This is a genomic window from Terrabacter sp. 2RAF25, assembly GCF_052115265.1.
GTDB lineage: Bacteria > Actinomycetota > Actinomycetes > Actinomycetales > Dermatophilaceae > Terrabacter.
Genome location: NZ_JBFRGJ010000002.1, coordinates 264,896 through 285,337, shown reverse-complemented (window position 1 = coordinate 285,337; position 20,442 = coordinate 264,896). Strand labels below are relative to the sequence as shown.

Annotated in this window: 17 protein-coding genes; 4 read left to right on the top strand and 13 right to left on the bottom strand. The window is 70.6% G+C overall.

All coding sequences use genetic code 11. The annotated features are described in order from the left end of the window. Nucleotides 1–22: 22 nt before the first annotated feature. A complete protein-coding gene (cydB, locus tag AB4091_RS04545) occupies nt 23–1,072 on the bottom strand; it encodes a cytochrome d ubiquinol oxidase subunit II (protein ID WP_442290535.1) in 1,050 nt (349 codons plus the stop codon). A 16-nt stretch (nt 1,073–1,088) separates the two neighbouring features. Continuing rightward, nucleotides 1,089–2,564, bottom strand: coding sequence for a cytochrome ubiquinol oxidase subunit I (locus AB4091_RS04540; protein WP_442290534.1), 1,476 nt, complete (start codon nt 2,562–2,564; stop codon nt 1,089–1,091). A gap of 129 nt (nt 2,565–2,693) precedes the next feature. Between AB4091_RS04540 and AB4091_RS04535 the strand changes: the two genes are divergently transcribed. Then, complete coding sequence (locus AB4091_RS04535) at nt 2,694–3,086, top strand: GntR family transcriptional regulator (protein WP_442290533.1); 393 nt, start codon at nt 2,694–2,696, stop codon at nt 3,084–3,086. A 252-nt stretch (nt 3,087–3,338) separates the two neighbouring features. Here AB4091_RS04535 and AB4091_RS04530 read toward each other — a convergent pair whose 3' ends face one another. The 5 genes from AB4091_RS04530 to AB4091_RS04510 all read right to left on the bottom strand — a co-directional run bounded on the left by AB4091_RS04530 (nt 3,339) and on the right by AB4091_RS04510 (nt 8,075). After that, a complete protein-coding gene (locus AB4091_RS04530) occupies nt 3,339–3,773 on the bottom strand; it encodes a nitroreductase/quinone reductase family protein (RefSeq protein WP_442290532.1) in 435 nt (144 codons plus the stop codon). A 121-nt stretch (nt 3,774–3,894) separates the two neighbouring features. Then, a complete protein-coding gene (gene paaK, locus AB4091_RS04525; protein WP_442290531.1) occupies nt 3,895–5,211 on the bottom strand; it encodes a phenylacetate--CoA ligase PaaK in 1,317 nt (438 codons plus the stop codon). 139 nt (nt 5,212–5,350) lie between these two features. Further along, nucleotides 5,351–6,223: an amino acid ABC transporter ATP-binding protein gene (locus AB4091_RS04520; RefSeq protein WP_442290530.1), complete on the bottom strand. Its 873-nt coding sequence runs from the start codon at nt 6,221–6,223 to the stop codon at nt 5,351–5,353. Next, a complete protein-coding gene (locus tag AB4091_RS04515; RefSeq protein ID WP_442290529.1) occupies nt 6,223–7,167 on the bottom strand; it encodes an amino acid ABC transporter permease in 945 nt (314 codons plus the stop codon). The genes AB4091_RS04520 and AB4091_RS04515 overlap by 1 nt, the downstream gene beginning before the upstream one ends. A gap of 8 nt (nt 7,168–7,175) precedes the next feature. Then, nucleotides 7,176–8,075 (bottom strand): ABC transporter substrate-binding protein, encoded by a 900-nt coding sequence (locus tag AB4091_RS04510; protein WP_442290528.1) that lies wholly within the window; start codon nt 8,073–8,075, stop codon nt 7,176–7,178. 368 nt (nt 8,076–8,443) lie between these two features. On the opposite strand from AB4091_RS04510, the gene AB4091_RS04505 reads away from it, so the two are divergent. Then, on the top strand, nt 8,444–10,054 hold the full coding sequence (locus tag AB4091_RS04505) for a DEAD/DEAH box helicase (RefSeq protein ID WP_442290527.1): 1,611 nt from the start codon (nt 8,444–8,446) through the stop codon (nt 10,052–10,054). Between the two features lie 193 nt (nt 10,055–10,247). Here AB4091_RS04505 and paaI read toward each other — a convergent pair whose 3' ends face one another. Both paaI and AB4091_RS04495 read right to left on the bottom strand, forming a co-directional pair. Continuing rightward, complete coding sequence (gene paaI / locus AB4091_RS04500; RefSeq protein ID WP_442290526.1) at nt 10,248–10,739, bottom strand: hydroxyphenylacetyl-CoA thioesterase PaaI; 492 nt, start codon at nt 10,737–10,739, stop codon at nt 10,248–10,250. After that, nucleotides 10,736–11,968, bottom strand: a complete 1,233-nt coding sequence (locus tag AB4091_RS04495; RefSeq protein WP_442290525.1) for a 3-hydroxyacyl-CoA dehydrogenase NAD-binding domain-containing protein — start codon at nt 11,966–11,968, stop codon at nt 10,736–10,738. Before AB4091_RS04495 ends, paaI begins: the two co-directional genes overlap by 4 nt. A gap of 82 nt (nt 11,969–12,050) precedes the next feature. Between AB4091_RS04495 and paaN the strand changes: the two genes are divergently transcribed. Next, nucleotides 12,051–13,775, top strand: coding sequence for a phenylacetic acid degradation protein PaaN (paaN, locus tag AB4091_RS04490; RefSeq protein ID WP_442290524.1), 1,725 nt, complete (start codon nt 12,051–12,053; stop codon nt 13,773–13,775). Nucleotides 13,776–13,781: 6 nt separating this feature from the next. Continuing rightward, nucleotides 13,782–15,140 (top strand): MFS transporter, encoded by a 1,359-nt coding sequence (locus AB4091_RS04485; protein ID WP_442290523.1) that lies wholly within the window; start codon nt 13,782–13,784, stop codon nt 15,138–15,140. 91 nt (nt 15,141–15,231) lie between these two features. On the opposite strand, the gene AB4091_RS04480 is transcribed toward AB4091_RS04485, so the two are convergent. From AB4091_RS04480 to AB4091_RS04465, 4 genes are all read right to left on the bottom strand, one after another. Further along, nucleotides 15,232–15,612, bottom strand: a complete 381-nt coding sequence (locus tag AB4091_RS04480; protein ID WP_442290522.1) for a DUF1304 domain-containing protein — start codon at nt 15,610–15,612, stop codon at nt 15,232–15,234. 113 nt (nt 15,613–15,725) lie between these two features. Further along, nucleotides 15,726–18,719: an AAA family ATPase gene (locus AB4091_RS04475; protein ID WP_442290521.1), complete on the bottom strand. Its 2,994-nt coding sequence runs from the start codon at nt 18,717–18,719 to the stop codon at nt 15,726–15,728. 1 nt (nt 18,720) lies between these two features. Then, entirely contained in the window at nt 18,721–19,917 is a 1,197-nt protein-coding gene (locus tag AB4091_RS04470; protein ID WP_442290520.1) for an exonuclease SbcCD subunit D, read from the bottom strand. A 143-nt stretch (nt 19,918–20,060) separates the two neighbouring features. Further along, the gene (locus AB4091_RS04465) at nt 20,061–20,438 is read right to left on the bottom strand and encodes a phage holin family protein (RefSeq protein WP_442290519.1); all 378 of its coding nucleotides are present in this window, start codon (nt 20,436–20,438) and stop codon (nt 20,061–20,063) included. Between the last annotated feature and the right edge of the window lie 4 nt (nt 20,439–20,442).

The following is a 20,442-nucleotide window of genomic DNA, read 5'->3' as shown; positions in this document are numbered from 1 at the left end:
TTGCCTCGGGCATCGTCAGCGGTCAGCGGTCGGCGGTCTCGAGCGGTGCGTCGTCGGGAATGTGCTTGGTGCCCAGACGCTTCCGGAACACCCAGTACGTCCAGCCCTGGTAGAGCAGGACGATCGGGGTGAAGACGAGGGCGACGACGGTCATCACCTTGAGCGTGTAGTCGGTGCTCGACGCGTTGTCGACCGTGAGACTCCACGCCGGGTTGCTCGACGACGGCATGACGTTCGGGAAGAGCACGAGGAAGTACGTCGCGACCGCCATCGCGATGGTGACCGCGGTCCCGATGAAGGCCCAGCCCTCACGCCCGGCGCGGTTGGCGGCGAGCGCACCGAGGAGGGCGACGGCCGCGACGACGGTCGTCACCCACGAGGCCGCCTTGCCGTCGGTGAACCCGAGCCAGAACAGCAGGGCGACGGCGAGCACCGCGGCGAGGGTGCCGACGCGCTCGGCGATGGCACGGGCCTCCAGGCGGATCCGCCCCTCGGTCTTGAGGGCGACGAAGATCGCGCCGTGCGTGAGGAAGAGCGCGACGAAGACGAAACCGCCGAGCAGCCCGGCCGGGTTGAGCAGGGTGAAGACGTTGCCGGTGAACTCCTTGCTCGCGTCGATCGGCACGCCCCGAACGATGTTCGTCAGGGCCACGCCCCAGAGGAACGCCGGCGCGACCGACCCCCAGAAGATCGCGAGGTCCCACCGCGCCTTCCACGATGCCTCGGGACGCTTGTGCCGGTACTCGAAGCCGAGGTTGCGCAGGATGAGCGCGACGAGGATGACGAGCAGCGGCAGGTAGAAGCCGCTGAACAGCGTTGCGTACCAGTGCGGGAACGCCGCGAACGTCGCGCCGCCGGCGGTGAGCACCCACACCTCGTTGCCGTCCCAGACGGGGCCGATGGTGTTGAGCAGCACGCGACGTCGCTTCTCGGCGTCCACCGCGTCGGTGGCATACCGCTTGCCTCCGAGGACGGGAAGCAGCATGCCGACCCCGAAGTCGAAGCCCTCGAGCACGAAGTAGCCCGTCCAGAGGATGCCGAGGACGATGAACCAGAAGGTTGCGAGATCCATTGCGGTCCAGTGCCTTTCAGTAGGCGAAGGCGAGGGGGGCGTCCTCGTCACGGTCGGCGGGGTCCTGCGGCTGCTCGAAGGGCTCGGCGCCCTTGCGGACGTAGTGCAGGAAGAGCTTGATCTCGACGACGGCGAGCGCGCCGTAGAGCAGGGTGAAGACCGTCATCGAGGTGATGACCTCACCGATCGACACGCTGGGCGAGACACCGGTCGCGGTGGTCATGAGGCCGAAGACGAGCCAGGGCTGGCGTCCCACCTCGGTGAAGATCCAGCCGAAGCTGTTGGCGAAGATCGGTAGGAACGGGGCGAGGATCGCGGCCCAGAGCAGCCAGCGCGCCGTCGGGGTGCGGCCCTTCCGGGTCAGCCAGAGCACCGCGAGCGAGATGGCGGCGCCCGCCATGCCGAGCCCGATCATGAGACGGAAGGTCCAGTAGGTGGTCGGGATGTTCGGCGCGTAGCCCGTCGCCGAGGCGACGAGCGGGTTGCCGCTCGCGCCGTACGTGTCGGCATACAGGGCCTTGAGGTCGTTGATGCCCTTGACCGCGCCGTCGAAGTTGCCGGTCGCGAGGAAGCTGAGCAGGCCCGGGACCTCGATGATGGCGTTCGCGTGCGATCCGTCCAGGGTGCCGACCGACAGCACCGAGAAGGGGGCGCCCTCGCCGGCGGGAACCGACTCGTAGAGGGCCTCGGCGGCCGCCATCTTCATCGGCTGGACCTCGGTCATGATCTTGCCCTGGATGTCGCCCGTCACGGAGACGCCGAGAGCGGCGACGAGCGTCACGAGGGCGCCGATGCGGGTCGCGCGGCGGTACATCGGGGCGTCGCTGCGTGCGACATCCTCACCGGCGTCCTTGGCGCGCAAGGCTTCTCGTCTCATGCACCACAGGGCGACGCCCATGACGACCGCGCCGCCGGCCATGTAGGCGGCGAGGAGGACGTGCGGGAACGTGACGAGCTGGACCTTGTTGGTCAGCACGGTGAAGAAGTCGGTGAGCTCGGCGCGGCCGGTTGCCTTGTTGTAGGTGTAGCCGACCGGGTGCTGCATGAACGAGTTGGCCGACAGGATGAAGTACGCGGACAGGATCGTCCCGATGTGCACGATCCACATCGTCGCGGCGTGGAGCTTCTCGGGGATGCGTCCCCAGCCGAAGATCCAGAGGCCGAGGAAGGTCGACTCGAGGAAGAAGGCGAGCAGCGCCTCGATGGCGAGCGGTGCCCCGAAGATGTCACCGACGAAGCGTGAGTAGTCGCTCCAGTTCATCCCGAACTGGAACTCCTGCACGATGCCGGTCACGAGGCCCAGCGCGAAGTTGATGAGGAAGAGCTTGCCGAAGAACTTGGCCAGCCGGAGCCACTGTTCGTTGTGCGTGCGCACCCAGGCGGTGTGGAAGTAGGCGACGATCGCGGACATGCCGATCGTGATCGGCACGAAGAGGTAGTGGTACACCGTGGTGATGGCGAACTGCCACCGGGCCAGGTCCGTCGCGTCCATCGAGGCTCCCGGAAGGGTCAGCGGAACTACAGGTCGTAGTAGATACTACATGGTGTAGTTGATGCGCTCGGCCGGGCTCGGCCGGCCCGGCTCGTTGACAGCAGGGTGGACCGATGGGTCAATCGCGGGATGACCGACCATCCGCGCGTCGTCGACGTCGCCGGCGACCTCGTCGTGCACCACGACTCGGGCGAGTCGCCCTTCGAGCAGGTACGCCGACAGCTGGAGGCGCGCATCCGTGACGGTCGGCTGCTGCCGGGCGACAGGCTGCCGACCGTTCGTGGCCTGGCCGGGGAGCTCGGGCTCGCGGCCAACACGGTCGCGCGCGCCTACAAGCTGCTCGAGTCCGCCGGTCTCGTCGAGACGCACAGCCGAGCCGGCACGACCGTCGCGTCGGGTGCTCACGCAGCCGAGGCCGCGCTCGCGGCCCTCGCCGCTCGCTTCGTCGCCGAGTCCCGTCAGGCCGGCCTGGACGACACGGAAGCCGTGGAGCTCGTGCGGGAGGCCCAGCGCGCCGGCTGAAGGAGGACCATGACGCTCCGCTGCGAACGGTCACGCCGTCGCGTCTCCCCCTCGATCGGCGACGCAGGTGTCCACCGACCTGATCGGACCGGCCAGGTGCCGGCGAGGCGAGCGGCGTGTGGGGAGATGCCCATGGTGTGCTCCTGCTGCTCTCGGAACGTGCTCGGGCCGCACCGGCCCCACACGTCAGAGCTCGTCTGCGCACCGCTGATACGTCCGCCCGCAGGATCGCTTGCTCGCGAGGTGTGGGGGTCAGTGGGTCGGGGTCAGCTTCGCGATGGCGATACGGCGTCCGGACTTCGTCTCGTAGGCCGCGAAGAACGGGGCCGTCGCCACGACGAGGTCGATCCAGGCGCTGTTGCGCTCGGCGCCCTTCAGGATCTCGATGGAGACCGGGCGGCTCGATCGACCGATCTCGACGGTCGCCGTCTGGGCAGCCCGCAGGTTGCGGATCCACTGGGGCTCCTTGGGCTGGCCGCCGGCGGACGCTGCGAGGTAGAAGGAGCCATCTCGCTCGAAGTAGCCGACCGGCGTCGTGTGCGCTGCGCCGGTCTTCCGTCCGGCGACGGTGAGCAGCAGCACGGGGACTCCCCGCACCCGTCCACCCAGCTTGCCGCCGCTGCGCCGGTAGACCCACACCGACGCAGTGTTGCCGGCCTTCCAGAGTCGCTGCCCGATCGATGCCATGGGTCCTCGCTCGACTGACGGAGGTCCGGTCAGGCCCGGACCCTGTTCTGACCCCGAGTCAAGCACTCGCGAACCGAGGGCGGCCGCGAAACGGGCGAGACGGCATACGGGAGTGGCTGCGTCAGTCCTTCGGGCGCTCGTCGACGATGCGCCGGGCCTTGCCGATGGACCGCTCGATCGACCCGGGGCCGCGCACCTCGACCCGGCACGACGTGCCGATGCGCCGCTTGATCGTCGCCTCCAGGGTGCGGGCGATCTGGTCGGCCTCGCCCGCGCCCAACTGGGTCAGCGGCTCGACGAGCACCGTCAGCTCGACCATGCGGCCCGGCTGCCTCAGCACGCACTGGAAGTACGGCGAAAGCCGCGGCTCGGCGAGCACGTGCTCCTCGATCTGGGTCGGGAAGACGTTGACGCCGCGGATGATCATCATGTCGTCGGTGCGACCGGTGATCTTCTCCATGCGCCGCATCGACGGCACTGCCGTGCCGGGCAGAAGCCGAGTGAGATCCCTTGTGCGGTAACGGATCACGGGCATGGCCTGCTTCGTGAGCGAGGTGAAGACGAGCTCGCCGACCTCCCCGTCGGGCAGCACCTCCTCGGTGACCGGGTCGATGACCTCGGGGTAGAAGTGGTCCTCCCAGATGTGCAGGCCGTCCTTCGTCGTCGCCGCCTCCTGCGCGACGCCGGGGCCCATGACCTCCGACAGCCCGTAGATGTCGACGGCGTCCATGCCGGTGCGCCGCTCGATCTCCTGGCGCATCGACTCGGTCCACGGCTCCGCACCGAAGATCCCGACCTTCAGCGACGTCGATGCCGGGTCGACCCCAGAGCGCTCCATCTCGTCGAGCAGGCTGAGGAAGTAGGACGGCGTGACCATGATGACCCGGGGCTGGAAGTCGCGGATCAGCTGCACCTGCCGCTCGGTCATGCCGCCGCTGACCGGCACCACTGTCGCGCCGAGCCGCTCGACGCCGTAGTGCGCGCCGAGCCCCCCGGTGAAGAGGCCGTAGCCGTACGCGACGTGGATGACGTCACCCGGGTGTCCGCCCGCCAGGCGGATCGACCGCGCCATGAGGTCGGCCCACGTGTCGATGTCGTCCTTCGTGTAGCCGACCACGGTCGGACGGCCGGTGGTCCCCGAGCTGGCGTGCACGCGTACGACCTGCTCGCGGGGCACCGCGAACATCCCGAACGGGTAGTTGGCGCGAAGGTCCGCCTTCGTCGTGAACGGCATCCGCCTCACGTCGTCGAGCGACTGCAGGTCGTCGGGATGGAAGCCCTTCGCGTCGAAGGCGTGCCGGTAGTGCGGGACGTGGTCGTATGCCGCCCGCACCGTCCGTTGCAGCCGCTCGAGCTGCGTGGCGCGCAGCTCGTCGAGCTCGATGGTGGGGATCTCGTGGTCGGGCAGGGCGGGCCGCTCGGCTGACTCCGTCGTCATGCACCCCATTCTGCCCAACCGTCGAAAGGCCACGACGTGTCGCCTGGTCGCAGCCGTGAGGCCACTTCGTCACAGACGAAGTGGCCTCACGGCGTGCACGAGACGACCACACGCGCCCGCTCGACGGTGGAGGTGCGAGTCAGGCCTCCCCGGTCTCGGCGTCCGAGCGCGCCTCGTCGTCCTCGGTACGCATCCGCCTGAGAAACGACTTCGTCCGCTCGTGCTGCGGTTTGCTGAGGACTGCCTTCGGCTTGCCCTGCTCGACGACGACCCCGCCGTCCATGAAGACGACGTGGTCGGCCACGTCGCGGGCGAAACCCATCTCGTGGGTCACCACGATCATCGTCATGCCCTCGTCGGCCAGGTCGCGCATGACGCGGAGCACGTCGCCGACGAGCTCGGGGTCGAGCGCGGAGGTCGGCTCGTCGAAGAGCATCAGCTTCGGGTCCATGGCGAGCGCTCTCGCGATCGCGACGCGCTGCTGCTGGCCGCCCGAGAGCTGCGCCGGGTAGGCCGCAGGCTTGTCTCCGAGCCCCACCTGTTCGAGCAGCTCGAGGGCTCTGGCCCGGGCCTTGGCCTTCGCGACCCCACGCACCTGGATGGGAGCCTCCATGACGTTCTCGAGTGCCGTCATGTGGGGGAAGAGGTTGAAGCGCTGGAAGACCATCCCGATCTCGCGTCGCTGGGTCGCGACCTGCTTGTCGGTCAGGTGGTGCAGGTGCCCGCCCTCCTCGCGGTAGCCGACGAGGTCGCCGTCGACCCAGATGCGGCCGCCGTCGATGGTCTCGAGCTGGTTGATGCAGCGCAGGAAGGTCGTCTTGCCTGACCCGGAGGGACCGAGGAGGCACACGACCTCGCCGCGGTGGACGTCGAGGTCGATCCCCTTGAGCACCTCGGTGCCGTGAAAGCTCTTCAGGACGTTGAGTGCTCGCACGAGGGGCTGGTCCTCCCCGGGGCGGGAGCGCTCACCGCCACCCGCGCGTTCTCGCGTCTGGCTCGTCTGTTCTGACATCAGGCGCCTCCCGCCCCGGCCGGGCGCGCGAAGCGCCTGTTGGGTGCCCCGGTGCCGAAGCCACGACCGAAGCGCTTCTCGAGGAAGTACTGGCCGACCAGGAGCACCGAGCCCACGATGAGGTACCAGGCGGTCACGGCGACGAAAGCCGGCATGATGAGCAGCGTCCGGTTGCCGATGGCGCTCGTCTGGTAGTAGAGCTCGGTGATGACGGGGATCGCCGACAGCAGCGAGGTGTCCTTGACCATGGCGATGGTCTCGTTGCCCGTCGGGGGGACGATGACGCGCATGGCCTGGGGAAGCACGACGCGGCGCATGGACTGTCCGCGGTTCATGCCGAGTGCCGCCGCGGCTTCGGCCTGGCCCCTGTCGACCGACAGGATGCCGGCGCGGGCGATCTCGGCCATGTAGGCAGCCTCGGAGAGACCGAGGCCGATGATGCCGGCGAGCAGCGAGCTCGAGAACTGGTTGACGTTGAGCGTGAAGAAGGTGAAGTCGCTCGAGAGGCCCATGAGCGAGGCGAGCTGCTGCCCGAACGGCACGCCGAAGTCGATCCGGCCGTAGAGGAAGCCGATGCCGCTGCCGATCATGGCGAGCAGGACCAGACGCGGGATGCCGCGGAAGAACCACGTGTAGACGAAAGAGACGCCGCGGAGGATGGGGTTGTCCGAGAGGCGGAGCACGGCGATGACGATGCCGCCGACGACGCCGATGATCATCGACCCGACCGTGCCGACGATGGTGCCCTTCAAGAGCCCCTCGAGCACCGGTGTCTGCTGCATGATCTCGAGCGCCTTGGCGAAGTTCCAGCGCGGGTTGGTCAGGAATGAGCTGATCATCATGCCGACGAGCACGAGGATCACGGCGAGCGCGACCCATCGGCCGGGGTGCCGCACCGGCCGGGCGTCGATGACGCCCGGCCGGTCGGAGGTCGTGTCGGTCATCCGCGTGCTCAGGGGTTGACGGCGAAGGAGTCGATGGCGCCGGCCTCGACGGAGTACTTCTTCAGCGCCGCCTGGTAGCTGCCGTCGGCCTTTGCCGCCTTGAGGGCGTCGACCAGCAGGTTCGCGAAGTCGGTCTGGTCCTTCGGCACGACGAAACCGTAGGGAGCCGAGTCGTAGATGTCACCGAGAGCCTCGAGCGTGCCCGTCTGCTTCACGGCATACAGCCCCACGGGCGAGTCGGCGAGCATGGCGACCGTCTTGCCGCTGGCGACGTCGGCCGTGACCTGGTCCTGGCCCTTCTGGATGACCTGCGTGATCGCCTGCTTGCCGGCGTCGGTGCACTTCTTGCTGCGGGCGGCGAGGTCCTCGGACTGGGTGGTGTCCTTCTGGGCGCCGATGCTCTTGCCGCAGGCGTCGTCGATGTTGACCTTCTCGGGGTTGCCCTTTGCGACGACCCACTGCGTGCCGGCCTTGTAGTAGCTCACCATGTTGACCTGCTTCTTGCGGTCGGGGTTGATGGTGAAGCTCGAGACGCCGACGTCGTACTTGCCGCTCGTGACGCCGAGGATGATCGTGCCGAAGTCCGCGGGGGAGTACTCCGTCTTGAGGCCGAGCTTGGCCGCCACGGCGTTGAAGACGTCGACCTCGAAGCCCTCGACGGTCTTGCCGTCGCTCGCCAGCATCTCGTTGGGGGCGTAGGTCGGGTCGGTGCCCACGACGATCTTGCCCGCCGACTTGAGCTTCGCGGGCACCTTGGCCGCGAGGGCCTGGTCGACACCGCCGCCGGTCGAGCCGGTCGACCCGGCCGAGGTGTTGCCCGCTCCGGGCGAGGTGGACAGCGAGTCCGACCCGCAGGCCGAGAGGGTGAGGCCGAGGGCGACGGCGCCGCTGATGGCGACGATGGACATGCGACGCATGTTGCTGGGTCCTTCCGGGCGTTCAAACGATCGGGCGCGACGGTGCGCCGGGCTGATTGGCCGATCCTGCCATCTTTGGCCGCGGGTGCCCACGACAACGACCGAACCGTTAGCGACGTGTGGCCAACCCTCCTCCAACCGTTTGTGAACCGCCCGCCAGCCGCCCGGTTAGGGGTTGACGGCACCGCTCCGGTAGTCTGGTCCGCAGTGGCCCGCCCAGTTCTGCCTCGGGCCGCTTCTTCTTGGCCTGGCAGTCTCTCGCCGGCCCCGTCGATTCGCTCTTGCGCCGCGACCCCTCACCGTTGAGGGCCCCTCGCGCCGGGCAGAACGACCGCATCCACTTTTTGGAGTACCCACCTGTGTCCACTGACACGAACTTCGCCGTTCTCGGCGTGCCCGCCGACCTCGTCACGATCCTCGACGGTCTCGGCATCACCACCCCGACCCCCATCCAGGCCGCAACGCTGCCCGACTCCCTCGCCGGGCGCGACGTCCTCGGCCGTGGCCGCACCGGCTCCGGCAAGACGTACGCGTTCCTGCTGCCGCTGCTGACCCGGCTGCACCAGTCGCGACGGAGCCGTCTGGCCCGCCGCCCGCGCGCCCTCATCCTCGCGCCGACCCGCGAGCTCGTCACGCAGATCGACACCGCGATGGCGCCACTCGCCGAGGCGCTCGGCCTCAACTCGCAGACCATCTTCGGCGGCGTCGGCCAGAACCCCCAGGTCCAGGGCCTCCGGAAGGGCGTCGACGTCGTCGTCGCCTGCCCCGGTCGCCTCGAGGACCTCATGCAGCAGGGCCACGTCAACCTCGACAGCATCGAGGTGACGATCCTCGACGAGGCCGACCACATGGCCGACCTGGGCTTCCTGCCCGGCGTGCGCCGCATCATGGAGAAGACCCCCCGCGACAGCCAGCGCCTGCTCTTCTCGGCGACGCTCGACGGCGCGATCAACGTGCTCGTCAACAAGTTCCTCCACCAGCCGGTGACGCACGAGGCCGACTCGGCGCAGTCGCCCGTCTCGACGATGAGCCACCACGTGCTCCACGTCGACAACGGCTCGCACCTGCCCGTCATCCTCGACCTCACCGCGGCACCCGGTCGCAAGGTCGTCTTCACGCGCACCAAGCACCGGGCCAAGAAGTTGGCCAAGCAGCTCAACGCCTCGGGAGTTCCGGCCGTCGAGCTGCACGGCAACCTCAGCCAGGCTGCCCGCACGCGCAACATGGACGACTTCCACTCGGGCCGGGCGCAGACGCTGGTCGCCACCGACATCGCCGCCCGCGGCATCCACGTGGACGACGTCGCGCTCGTCATCCACGCCGACCCGCCGGTCGAGCACAAGGCGTACCTCCACCGCTCGGGCCGCACCGCCCGCGCCGGCAACGACGGCACCGTCGTCACGATGATGCTCGACGAGCAGGTGCGCGACGTGCGTGACCTGACGCGCAAGGCCGGCATCAAGCCGACGACGACGCGCGTGGCCCTGGGCCACCCGCTCCTCACCGAGCTCGCCCCGGGCGAGAGGTCGTATGCCGGTGGGCTCGTTCGCGAGGCCGCGCCGGCCCGCTCGAGCTCGAACTCGGCCTCCGGCGGCTCGGGCCGCGGCCGTGGCCGCGCCCGTGGCACCGGCGGTGCCCCGGCCGGTGGCCGGGGGGCCGGTTCCGGTCGCCCGGCAGCTGAGCGTCCGAGCGAGGGTGGACGTGGCCGGGGTCGCGGCGACCAGGGCTCCGACGCGCAGGGCGGCGGCGCCCGCGGTGCCGGCCGCTCCGGCGGTCGTGGGGCCGGTGCCGGTCGTGGCCGCGGAGGCCAGGGCGAGGGTCAGGCCGGAGGTCGCCGTCAGGGCGGCGCCGGCAACGCTGGCGGTTCCGGCCGTCGCGGTGGCTCCTCGACCGTCTACTCGACGAGCAGCAGCGGCAGTGCCGCGTCGTTCTCCGCCGGCACCCGTGCCGGCACCCGGCGCGCCCGCTGACCCACCCGGCGTCGTCGGGAACTGAGCCCTCGACGCCAAACCCCCGTCGAGTGCTCCGTTCCCGACGCTCCCACTTACACGTCGAGGGGCCAAAGTTTGTGGCCACTGACACGTCGAGGGGCCAAAGTTCGTCGCAAACGGTGGCCTCTCGACCCCGGGTGACCCACGAACTATGGCCTTTCGACGGTGATGGTCAGCCGCGCTTGAGGGAGCGGCTGCGGCCGCGGAACTCGGCGATGATCTGACCGTCGGACTCCCGCTTGACCGTCACGTCGGTGATGCCGCTGCGCCCGAACGCCGAGCGCACCCGTGCCTCGGCGACGAGGACGTCGCCGAGCCGGCCCGGCGCGGTGAAGGAGATGTCGGCCCCGGCCGCCACCGTGAGGCGCCCCCGCGAGTTGCAGGCAAGCGCGAAGCACGAGTCGGCCAGGGTGAAGATGTAGCCCCCGTGGCAGATGGCGTGGCCGTTGACCATGTCGTCTCGGATCTCCATCCGCACGACCGCGTGGTCCTGCTCGACGACGGTGGCGTCCATGCCGAGCCGGCGCGAAGCCTGGTCGTCGGCCCACATCTGCCGAGCGAACGCCACGCCCTCCTCGCTCGGGCCGGCTTCGTGGGCCCCGGCAGCGGCGTCCTCGCCATTGACGGCATACGGCATCATCTGCGGCTCTTCGGCGTCGCTCACGAGAGACTCCCGTCGGTGAGGGCCGGGCTCGGCCGGTAGCGGCCGCCTGGGTGGGCGGCGTCGAGCTCGGCGAGCTGCGCGGCCACCACGTCGAAGCCGATGTCGCGGCCCCACTCGATGGGCCCGCGCGGGTAGCGGGTGCCCAGTCGCATGGCGGTGTCGACGTCGTCCGCGCTCGCCTCGCCGCGAGCCACGAGGTCGACGGCCTCGTTGACGAGCATCGCCAGCGTGCGGGCCAGCGGGTCGGTCTCGACCGGCCCTCCCACGAGGCGCTCGGCGAGCCCGAGGTCTGGCTCGGCGCCCTCAGCCGCGCCGTCGGCGGCATACGCGTAGACACCCGAGCCCGACTTGCGGCCCAGCCGGCCCGACTCGACGAGGTTGCGCTGGAAGTCCGTGGGCGCGTACCGCTCGTCATGGTCGGTCTGCTCCCACACCGACGTGCCGACGGCGAGGTTGACGTCCTGGCCGATGAAGTCGGTGAGCTCGAGCGGTCCCATCGGGAACCCGCCCTTCTCGCGCAGTATCCAGTCCACCGTCGCGGCATCGGCGATCCCGGCCTCGACGATGCGCTGCGCCTCGCCGTAGAACGGTCGGGCGACCCGGTTGACGATGAAGCCCGGCGTCGAGCTGCACCGCACCGGCGTCTTGCCCCACGCCTCCATGAGCGCGGTCGCGTGCTCGACGTACGCCTTCGCGGTGCGCTTGCCGTGCACCACCTCGACGAGGGCCATGACCGGCGGCGGGTTGAAGAAGTGCAGGCCGAGCACGCGCTCCGGGTCGGCCACCTCGTCGGCGATCGCGTCGATGTCGATGCTCGACGTGTTCGTGGCGAGGACCGTGGTCGAGGGCTGGTGCTCGGCGAGCTCGGCGAAGATCCCTTGCTTGATGGTGAGGTTCTCCGGAACGGCCTCGATGACGAGACCGCAGTGGGGCAGCTCGTCGAGAGCCTGCGCCGGAGTGATGCGGGCGAGCGCAGCGGACGCGTCGTCCTGCGACATGCGCGCCTTCTCGACCAGTCGGGTCAGGGCGGCGCCGATCTTCTCGATGGCTGCGACCGCCGCACCCTCGACGGGGTCGACGATCGTCACCGCGTGGCCCGCGGTTGCCGCCACCTGGGCGATCCCGGCTCCCATCGCGCCTGCGCCGACGATGCCGACGGGTCCGAACGTCGACGCGCCCGCGCCTTCGTCGCTGGGTGCTGCACCGGCCTCGGGGGTGTGCGTGTCCATGGCCGCCATCCTGCCGGGTCGGGGTGTCCTCGTGCTCGCCGGGCGGTCAGGGAGCACCCACCGCCGGGGCTAGCATCGTTGCGTGACTGCACCGGCAACGACGCCCACCCACGCCCTCCTCGACACGCACGCCGAGGTCCTCGACGAGATCCGTCAGGCCCTCACGACGCGTTCCTGGTACTCCCGCTACCCCGAGTCGCCCAGCCCGCGGGTCTACGGCGAGACCGCCGCCGCGGAGGGGCTGACCGCGTACGAAGCGCATCTCGGGCAGCCGTATGCCGCCCTGTCGAGCCAGCCGACCGACGGCACGTTCGTCGGCAGCGAGGTGTCGCCCTACGGGCCGACGCTCGGTGCGACCTACCCGGCTCTCGATGTCGACGCCGCGTTCGAGGCGGCCCGGGCGGCCATCCCCGCCTGGCGCGACGCCGGCCCGCAGGTGCGCGCCGCCGTGTGCGTCGAGATCGTCGACCGCATCAACAAGCGCAGCTTCGAGATCGCCAACGCCGTGATGCACACGTCGGGCCAGCCGTTCGTCATGTCGTTCCAGGCAGGCGGCCCGCACGCGCAGGACCGCGCGGTCGAGGCGATCGCGGCCGGCCTCGTCGAGCAGGAGCGCGTGCCGGCGTCGGTCGTGTGGGAGAAGCCGGGGCGCGACCGCGAGGGCAACCCGGCGCCGACGCGCATGCAGAAGGACTACCGCATCGTCCCGCGGGGCATCGCACTCGTCATCGGCTGCAACACCTTCCCGACGTGGAACGCCTACCCGGGTATCTTCGCCTCGCTCGTCACCGGCAACCCCGTCGTCGTGAAACCGCACCCGCGTGCCGTGCTGCCGCTCGCGATCTCGGTCGAGGTGGCCCGCGAGGTGCTTGTCGAGGCGGGCTTCGACGCCGCGCTCGTCCAGCTCGCCGCCGAGGCTGACGGCCAGGGCCTCGCCAAGACGCTCGCCGAGCGTGACGACGTCGCGATCATCGACTACACGGGTGGTCCGACGTTCGGCGCTTGGCTCGAGCAGACGGCGGGTGCCTACGGCGCCCTCGTCTACACCGAGAAGGCCGGCATCAACTCGATCGTCATCGACTCGACCGACAACCTCAAGGGCATGCTGGGCAACCTCGCCTTCAGCCTGACCCTCTACTCCGGGCAGATGTGCACGGCCCCGCAGAACCTCTACGTGCCGGCCGACGGCATCGACACCGACGAGGGCCACCTGTCCTTCGACGAGTTCGGCGACAAGCTCGCCGGTGCGGTCGGACGGCTCACCGGCGACGACGCCAAGGCCGTCGAGCTGCTCGGCGCCACCGTCAACGACCAGGTGCGTGCCAACGCCGACTCGCTGACCCGGCTCGCCTCCGACGCGGACGGCCGGGTCGTGCTCGACTCCCGTCGCGTCACCCACCCGGCGTACGCCGACGCGGTCGTCCGCGCCCCCGGCCTCGTCGCGCTCGACGTCGCGCGTGAGGACGTCTACACGCAGGAGTGCTTCGGCCCGGTCGGCTTCCTCATCCGAACCGCCTCGACCGAGCAGTCCCTGGCCCAGCTCGCCGACACCGTGCACGAGCACGGCGCCATGACGGCCGCCGTCTACTCGACGAGCGACGCCGTGCTCGATGCAGCGCGCGATGCGGCTGCCGCGGGAGGGGTCGCGCTCTCCGAGAACCTCACCGGTCAGATCTTCGTCAACCAGACGGCCGCGTTCTCCGACCTGCACGGCACCGGCGCCAACCCGGCGGCCAACGCGGCCTACACCGACGCCGCCTTCGTCGCGAACCGCTTCCGCGTCATCACCTCACGCCGGCACGTCTGACGTCTCGTGGTCCTCGCTCCTGCCACGCTTGACCGGGATGCCCTGCAGCGCAGGGTGATTCGGACGCTCGTCGGCTCGCAGGTGCTCGGCGGTGTCGGCATGGCCTGCGGCCTCGCGGTCGGCGCCCTGCTCGCCGAAGACCTCAGCGGCACCGAGGCCCTCGCCGGCGTCGGCACCACCGCGCAGGTGCTCGGCACGGCCCTCATCACCATCCCGGTGGCGAGGGCGACGGCCGCGCGTGGGCGTCGCGTGGGGCTGCGCCTCGGCCTGACCCTCGCCTTCGTCGGCGCGGCTGTCGTGCTCGTCGCGGCGGTGCTGCGATCGTTCCCGCTCTTCGTCGTCGGCATGTTCCTCTTCGGGGGCGGCACCACCGCCAACAACCAGACGAGGTATGCCGCCGCCGACCTCGCGGTCCCGGCCCGCCGCGGGCGCGACCTGAGCATCGTCGTCTGGGCGACGACCATCGGTTCGGTCGCCGGACCCAACCTCGTCGGGCCGGGCAAGGCGGTGGCGCAGGCGGTCGGGGTGCCCGAGCTGTCGGGTGTCTTCGTCTTCTCGCTCGCGGGTTTCGTGCTGGCGTGGGTCGTCGTCGACCGGCTGCTGCGGCCCGACCCGCTCCTCGCCGCGCGGGCCCTCGACGCGCAGGAGCGACAGCTCGCTGACGAGCAGCGGCAGGCAGATGTCATCGCCGCGGCCGCTGGTGGCGACGACACGACGTTCGGGACGGTCGCCGCCGCCCCCAACCACGACGGCTCGATGCGGCGCGGCCTCGCCGTGGTGCGCGCGAACCCCGGGGCGCTGCAGGCCATGCTCATCATGGCGCTGGGTCACCTCGTGATGGTGAGCGTCATGGTGATGACCCCGATCCACATGAAGCACGGCCACGCCGAGCTCGAGGTGATCGGCTTCGTCATCTCGGTCCACATCATGGGGATGTTCGCGTTGTCGCCGCTCGTCGGCATGGCCGTCGACCGCTGGGGAGGGCAGGCCGTGGCGACGACCGGGGGAGCGGTGCTGGCGTTCGCGGCAGTGCTCGCCTCGCGGTCGCAGGCCGGCTGGTCGGGGTTGCTCCTCGTCGCGCTCTTCCTGCTCGGAGTCGGCTGGTCGTGCACGCTCGTCTCCGGATCGACCCTGCTCACGTCGGCGGTCTCCACCGACGAGCGACCCGCCACCCAGGGCCTCGCCGACGTGCTCATGGGCCTGGCCGGTGCGGGCGGGGGTGTTGCGGCCGGTGTCGTCGTCGGGACCTCGGGCTACGGCATGCTCGCTCTGGGCTCCGCCGTCGTCGGTGTCGTCGTCCTCGTCATCGGTGCCACGCGCGGACCCGGTCACCGCGGCGACGCAGAGGCCGCAACCCCGGCCTGACCCAACCCGGCTCGCGCCTCGCCTCCACCCCGTCGAGTGCCCACTTTCCGACGTGGGAAACCGGGCACTCGATGTTGCGGAGTCCTCTGGATCAGGTGAAGAGGGTGAGCACGAATCCGATGAGGGGGATCGTGCCCTGGGACAGTGCGGCCCGCAGATAGCTGCTTCCGGTGGTGATCAGCACCGTCGCCGCCGCGACCATGGAACCCGTGCAGAAGAGCATGAGGGTCTTGCCGACCTCGTGGTGGCCGGTCCACCAGAGCACGATGCCGAGCGCCGCGCCGAGTCCGAGGAAGAGGTTGTAGAAGCCTTGGTTGTAGGCCATCGGCTTCGTCACGTCGGCCGCAGCCTGGTCGGCGACACCGAAGCGCCGCCAGATGTCGGGTCGTGTCCAGCCGACGCTCTCCATCCAGAAGATGTAGACGTGCAGCAGGGCAGCCAGACCGACGAACACGCTCGCGACGACGCTCATGCTCGCGATCGTAGGGGCCGGGGCCCCACGACGCGCGTGAGCAGGACCGGACGGAATACTTTCTCGATCGGGAGGGGGCGCGTGACGGGATGTTCTTTCGATGGGGGAGCGGGTCAGGCGGTGATGCGGAGGGTGCTGGTGCGGTCGGGTCTGACGAGCACCTCGATGCGGTCGGCGACGCGCGACTTCAGCTCGGTGACGTGGCTGACGATGCCGACGGTGCGCCCGCCCTCGCGCAGACCCTCGAGGGTGTGCATGACGTCGTCAAGCACGTCGGGGTCGAGGGTGCCGAAGCCCTCGTCGACGAAGAGCGTGCCGAGGTCGACGCCACCGGACTCGGCGCGGACGACCTCGGCGAGCGCGAGCGCGAGCGACAGGGACACGTAGAAGGTCTCGCCGCCGGAGAGCGTGCCGACCTCGCGGACCTGGTTGGTGTGCATGTCGTGGACGCGCACGCCGAGGCCCGACTTGGCGTTGCCCTTCTTCGCGTCGGTGTGCTCGAGCGTGTAGCGGCCACCGGAGAAGCGGCCGAGCTCGGTGTTGGCTGCGGACAGGACCTCGGTGAACCGGCGGATGAGGACGTACTTCGCGAGGTCGAGGTTGAGCTGGTTGTCGCCGTTGCCCGCGACGAGCTGGCCGACTCGCACGGCGTCGGCGGTCTCGGCGATCACGGCGGCGTTGCGCGACAGCGCCTCGCGGATGTCGGAGACGCGCCGCTTGGTGCGGGTCACCTGGTCGCGCAGGCTGCCGTGCTCGTGCGCGGCGGCTTCCATGTCCTTCTTGGCGGCGACGGCGAGGGCCTCGAGCTGGTCGATGTCGTCGAAGAGGGCGTCGAGCTGGACGTCGGCGAGCTCAGGCCCGGTGAGGCCGGCCCGCACCTGGGTGCAGGCCCGCTCGAAGTCGTCGATCTCCTTGGTGCTGGCGCTGATCCACTCGGCTCCGCGGTCGGCGGCCATCCACTCTGCGACGTCGGCGAAGCCGAACTGGGCGAGGTCGGAGTCCCGTGCTGCGGTGTCCTCGGCGACGGCTGCCGCGGCGACGTCGCGCTGGGTGATGGCGTCCACGAGCGCGTCGATGCGACCCGCGGCCGTCACGAGGTCGTCACGCCTGGCCGCGACGCTCGGGTGGCCGTCACGTGCCTGCGCGACGAGCGCGGTCTCCTCGGTGATGCGTGCGTCGAGGTCGGTGACGGACTGCTCGGTGCGGGCGAGCTCGGCGCCCAGCGCTGCGGCCTCGGCCGACAGGGCGTCGACGCGGCCACGCAGCTCCTCGAGGCGGGTGGACCCCGCCTCGACGTCTGAGCGGGCGCGGACCGACTCGGCCAGGTCGCGGGCTGCCACCTCAGCACGGCTACGTGCTGTCGCCACGTCGAGGCCGTCGGCTCGGGCCGCCAGCTCACGCACTTCGGAACGCACGGATGCGAGGGCGTCGGAGGCGACCGTCGCACGTCGCCGGAGCTCGACGACACGCGCCTCCTCGGTCTCGATCTGCTCCGGCGTGACGGCATCGATGGTCGGGTGCGCAGGCGACGGGTGTTCGGTCGACCCGCACACCGGGCACGGGTCGCCTGCGGTGAGGGACAGGCCGAGCTCGCCGGCGATGCCCTCGATGCGGGCCCGGCGCAGCCCGGCCAGAGCGGTCTCGGCCGCGGCCACGACCGACAGTGCCTCGACGGCAGCGGCCTCGCAGCCCTGCACCCGCCCCGCAGCCGCAGCGTGTGCCGCCGCGGCTTCGAGGCGCTCCTTCGCCCGCTTGCCCTCCACGGTGCGACCGTCGACGAGCGCGGCCAGCCGGCGGGCCTCGGTGAGGGCCGCCTCGTGCGTGCGGATGGTCGCGGGCAGGGCCTCGAGCTCGGTGTTCACCGCAGCGACCGAGCGCCGGATGCCGTCGCGCCGCTCGGCCAGACGTCGCTGCTCGGCCAGGCGTGCACCGAGCGCGGCTTCGACGGCGATCGCGCCGGTGAGCGACCCCACCACCTCACGGGCCTGTGACGCGGCCTCGCGCAGCGCGGCTGGACCACGGTCGCGGATTGCCGCACCGACCTGCTCGCGGGCCTTCGCGAGCGCCGCGCCGGCCCGCTTGAGAGCGGCCTCGGACAGGGCGAGGGTGCGCACGGCGCCGGCGACGGGCCGGGCCTGCTGTGCGCGCGACACCTCCTCGCGCAGCTCGCTGAACCGCACCGCCTGCTTGCCGAGGTCGTGCTCCTGCTGCTGGAGGGCGAGCAGCCGCTCGCGGCGCTGCATGCGAAGCTTGGCGTCGCTCACCATGTCGGCCATCTGCTTGTGGGTCTCGATGGCCTCGCGGCTCGCCTTGCCGGCGTGACGCTCACGCGTCGTCAGCTCGTCGACCACCTGCGCCAGCTCGGAGTCGAGGACCTCGGGCGCCGTGCGGCTCAACGTTTCGAGCACGTCGCGGCGCTCGGTCTCGAGACCGGCCGACACGGCGAGCGCGTGGACCGCGAGGCGGATCTCGTCGACGGCCGACTGCCGCCGGGCCTGGGCCGCGCGGCCGGCCTCGACGATCTCGTCCTGGACCCGGCGGAAGAAAGCCGTGCCGAAGACCTTCTCGAGGAGCTTGCCCTTGTCTTCGGACCGGGCCCGCAGGAAGGTCGCGAACTCGCCCTGCGGCAGGATGACCGTCTGCACGAACTGGTCGCGGGTGAGCCCGACGGCCCGGGTGATCTCGTCGTCGCAGTCGCCGATGTTGGTCGAGAGCAGCTCGCCGCCGGTGAGGTCGTCGGGGGTCTGGAGCCGCCACAGCTTGATCGTCGGCTGCTGCACCGTCGAGCCGGTGCCGCGCGACTTCGGCCGCTCGAAGCGGGGCGTGCGCTGCACGCGGTAGAGCCCCGACTGCGTCTCGAAGACGAGCACGACCACGGGCACCGTGCGCGGGTCGGCGTGGTGCGAGTGGATGCGCTCGACGTCGGCCGAGGCCTGGGCGACCTTGCCGTAGAGGGCGAAGGTGACGGCGTCGATGATCGTCGACTTGCCCGAGCCCGTGGGGCCCTCGAGCAGGAAGAGCCCGGCGCGTCCGACGGTGGTGAAGTCGATGACCTCGGTGCCGGCATACGGCCCGATGGCGGTCATGGAGAGGTGGTGCAGCTGCACGTCAGGCCACCTCCTGCGCCTCGGCCTTGTGCTGGGCCACCACGGCGGCCTCGTAGCCGGCCTCGAAGACGTCGACCTCGCCGCCGCTCGCCTCGGTCTTGGTGACGTAGGCGATGAAGTCGGAGCCGAGCTCGCGCGGGTCGCGCTCGCTCACGACGGTGGTGCCCGACCGGCCGCGGTCGATGGCGCCCTCGGGCTCGTGGAACACCTGCAGCGCGTGCGGGAAGCGCGACTTGAGGCGGTCCATGAGCGAGTCGGGTCGCACCCGGTCGGTGACCGTGACCCGCACCCACGCGCCCTCGGCGGCGGCGTGCTCGGCCGACTCGAGCAGCTCGTCGAGCCGGCCGCGCAGGGTGACCATGGCACGCGGCTGCGCGATCTCGACGGGAGTCACGCGAGCCGGACCGGTCTCGTCGAGGTCGACGAGCAGCACGACCTTCTGGTGGTCCTGCTCGGAGAAGGAGTAGCGCAGCGGCGACCCCGAGTAGCGCACGACCGACCCCTCGGCCGACTCGGGCGCCTGCGGCCCGTGGAGGTGGCCGAGCGCGGCGTAGTCGATGCCGGCGAACACCGTGCCGGCCACCCGGTCGACACCGCCGACCATGATCGAGCGCTCGGAGTCGCTCGGCTCGGCACCTGCGACGAACGCGTGGGCCAGCACGACCGAACGCACGCCGGGGCGGTCGGCGAGGTCGGCCCGGACGCGCTCGACGGCGGCGCCGACGACGGCCTGGTGCGACCTCGGCAGCGGCTCACCGCCACCGGCCAGCGCAACTCGCGCGTGGTCGGGATCGAGGTAGGGGATGCCGTAGATCGCGGCGCGCACGCCGTCGCTGCCCTCGAGCAGGACGGGCAGGTCGAGCAGCCCGAGGTCGGTGACCATGCGGATGCGGTCGCGGAAGAGCCCGGAGCCGTAGCCGAGGCGGATGGCCGAGTCGTGGTTGCCCGACGTGACGACGACAGTCGTGACGGCCGACAGGCGCGACAGCGTCCACTCGAACAGCTGCACCGACTCGACGGGCGGCACGCCGCGGTCGTAGACGTCGCCGGCCACGAGCACCGCGTCGACAGGGATGCCGTCTGGAGGTGACTCGACGAGCTCGCAGATGCGCTCCAGGACAGCCGCCTGCGCCGCGTGGAGGTTCACGCCGTGGAGCGTGCGCCCGAGGTGCCAGTCGGAGGTGTGGAGCAACCGCATGCCACGACGGTAGGACCCCACGCCGACACACTCCCCATCGACACCCCGCTCGGGCGGCAGGTGGCCGAACCCGGGGGCGTATGCCGTGAGCCCGCCTTCCGTCGGAGGGCGGGCTCACGCGTACTGACCGGGTGGGTCGCGCGTCAGTCGGTCCTGATGAAGCTGAGGATCATCGAGACGAAGGTGACGATGAGCGCCCCGAAGACGGCGTCCCAGAAGAAGTGGTCGATGTGGAACGCCAGGTTGAGCTTGCCCGCGAGCCACGACGTGAGCTCGAGCATCAGCGCGTTGACGATGAAGACGAAGAGCCCCAGCGTCAGGATGATGAACGGCAGGGAGAGCATCTTCGCGACGGGCCGGATGAGCGCGTTCACGACGCCGAAGATCAGGGCGACGAGCACGACGGTCCAGAAGATGTTGCCGGTGCGGCCCTCGCCGAAGGTGATGCCCGGGATGGCCCAGGCGGCGATCCACAGGGCGACGGCGTTGATGACCGTCTGCAGCGCGAAGTTGATGAGCATGCGC

Bases quoted from the DNA above. Each gene is read 5' to 3' on its own strand.
- AB4091_RS04515 (WP_442290529.1), bottom strand. From the start codon at position 7,167: ATGACCGACACGACCTCCGACCGGCCGGGCGTCATCGACGCCCGGCCG.
- AB4091_RS04480 (WP_442290522.1), bottom strand. From the start codon at position 15,612: ATGAGCGTCGTCGCGAGCGTGTTCGTCGGTCTGGCTGCCCTGCTGCAC.
- AB4091_RS04510 (WP_442290528.1), bottom strand. From the start codon at position 8,075: ATGTCCATCGTCGCCATCAGCGGCGCCGTCGCCCTCGGCCTCACCCTC.
- paaK (WP_442290531.1), bottom strand. From the start codon at position 5,211: ATGACGACGGAGTCAGCCGAGCGGCCCGCCCTGCCCGACCACGAGATC.
- AB4091_RS04470 (WP_442290520.1), bottom strand. From the start codon at position 19,917: ATGCGGTTGCTCCACACCTCCGACTGGCACCTCGGGCGCACGCTCCAC.
- AB4091_RS04535 (WP_442290533.1), top strand. From the start codon at position 2,694: ATGACCGACCATCCGCGCGTCGTCGACGTCGCCGGCGACCTCGTCGTG.
- AB4091_RS04530 (WP_442290532.1), bottom strand. From the start codon at position 3,773: ATGGCATCGATCGGGCAGCGACTCTGGAAGGCCGGCAACACTGCGTCG.
- AB4091_RS04540 (WP_442290534.1), bottom strand. From the start codon at position 2,564: ATGGACGCGACGGACCTGGCCCGGTGGCAGTTCGCCATCACCACGGTG.
- cydB (WP_442290535.1), bottom strand. From the start codon at position 1,072: ATGGATCTCGCAACCTTCTGGTTCATCGTCCTCGGCATCCTCTGGACG.
- AB4091_RS04495 (WP_442290525.1), bottom strand. From the start codon at position 11,968: ATGGACACGCACACCCCCGAGGCCGGTGCAGCACCCAGCGACGAAGGC.
- AB4091_RS04465 (WP_442290519.1), bottom strand. From the start codon at position 20,438: ATGCTCATCAACTTCGCGCTGCAGACGGTCATCAACGCCGTCGCCCTG.
- AB4091_RS04520 (WP_442290530.1), bottom strand. From the start codon at position 6,223: ATGTCAGAACAGACGAGCCAGACGCGAGAACGCGCGGGTGGCGGTGAG.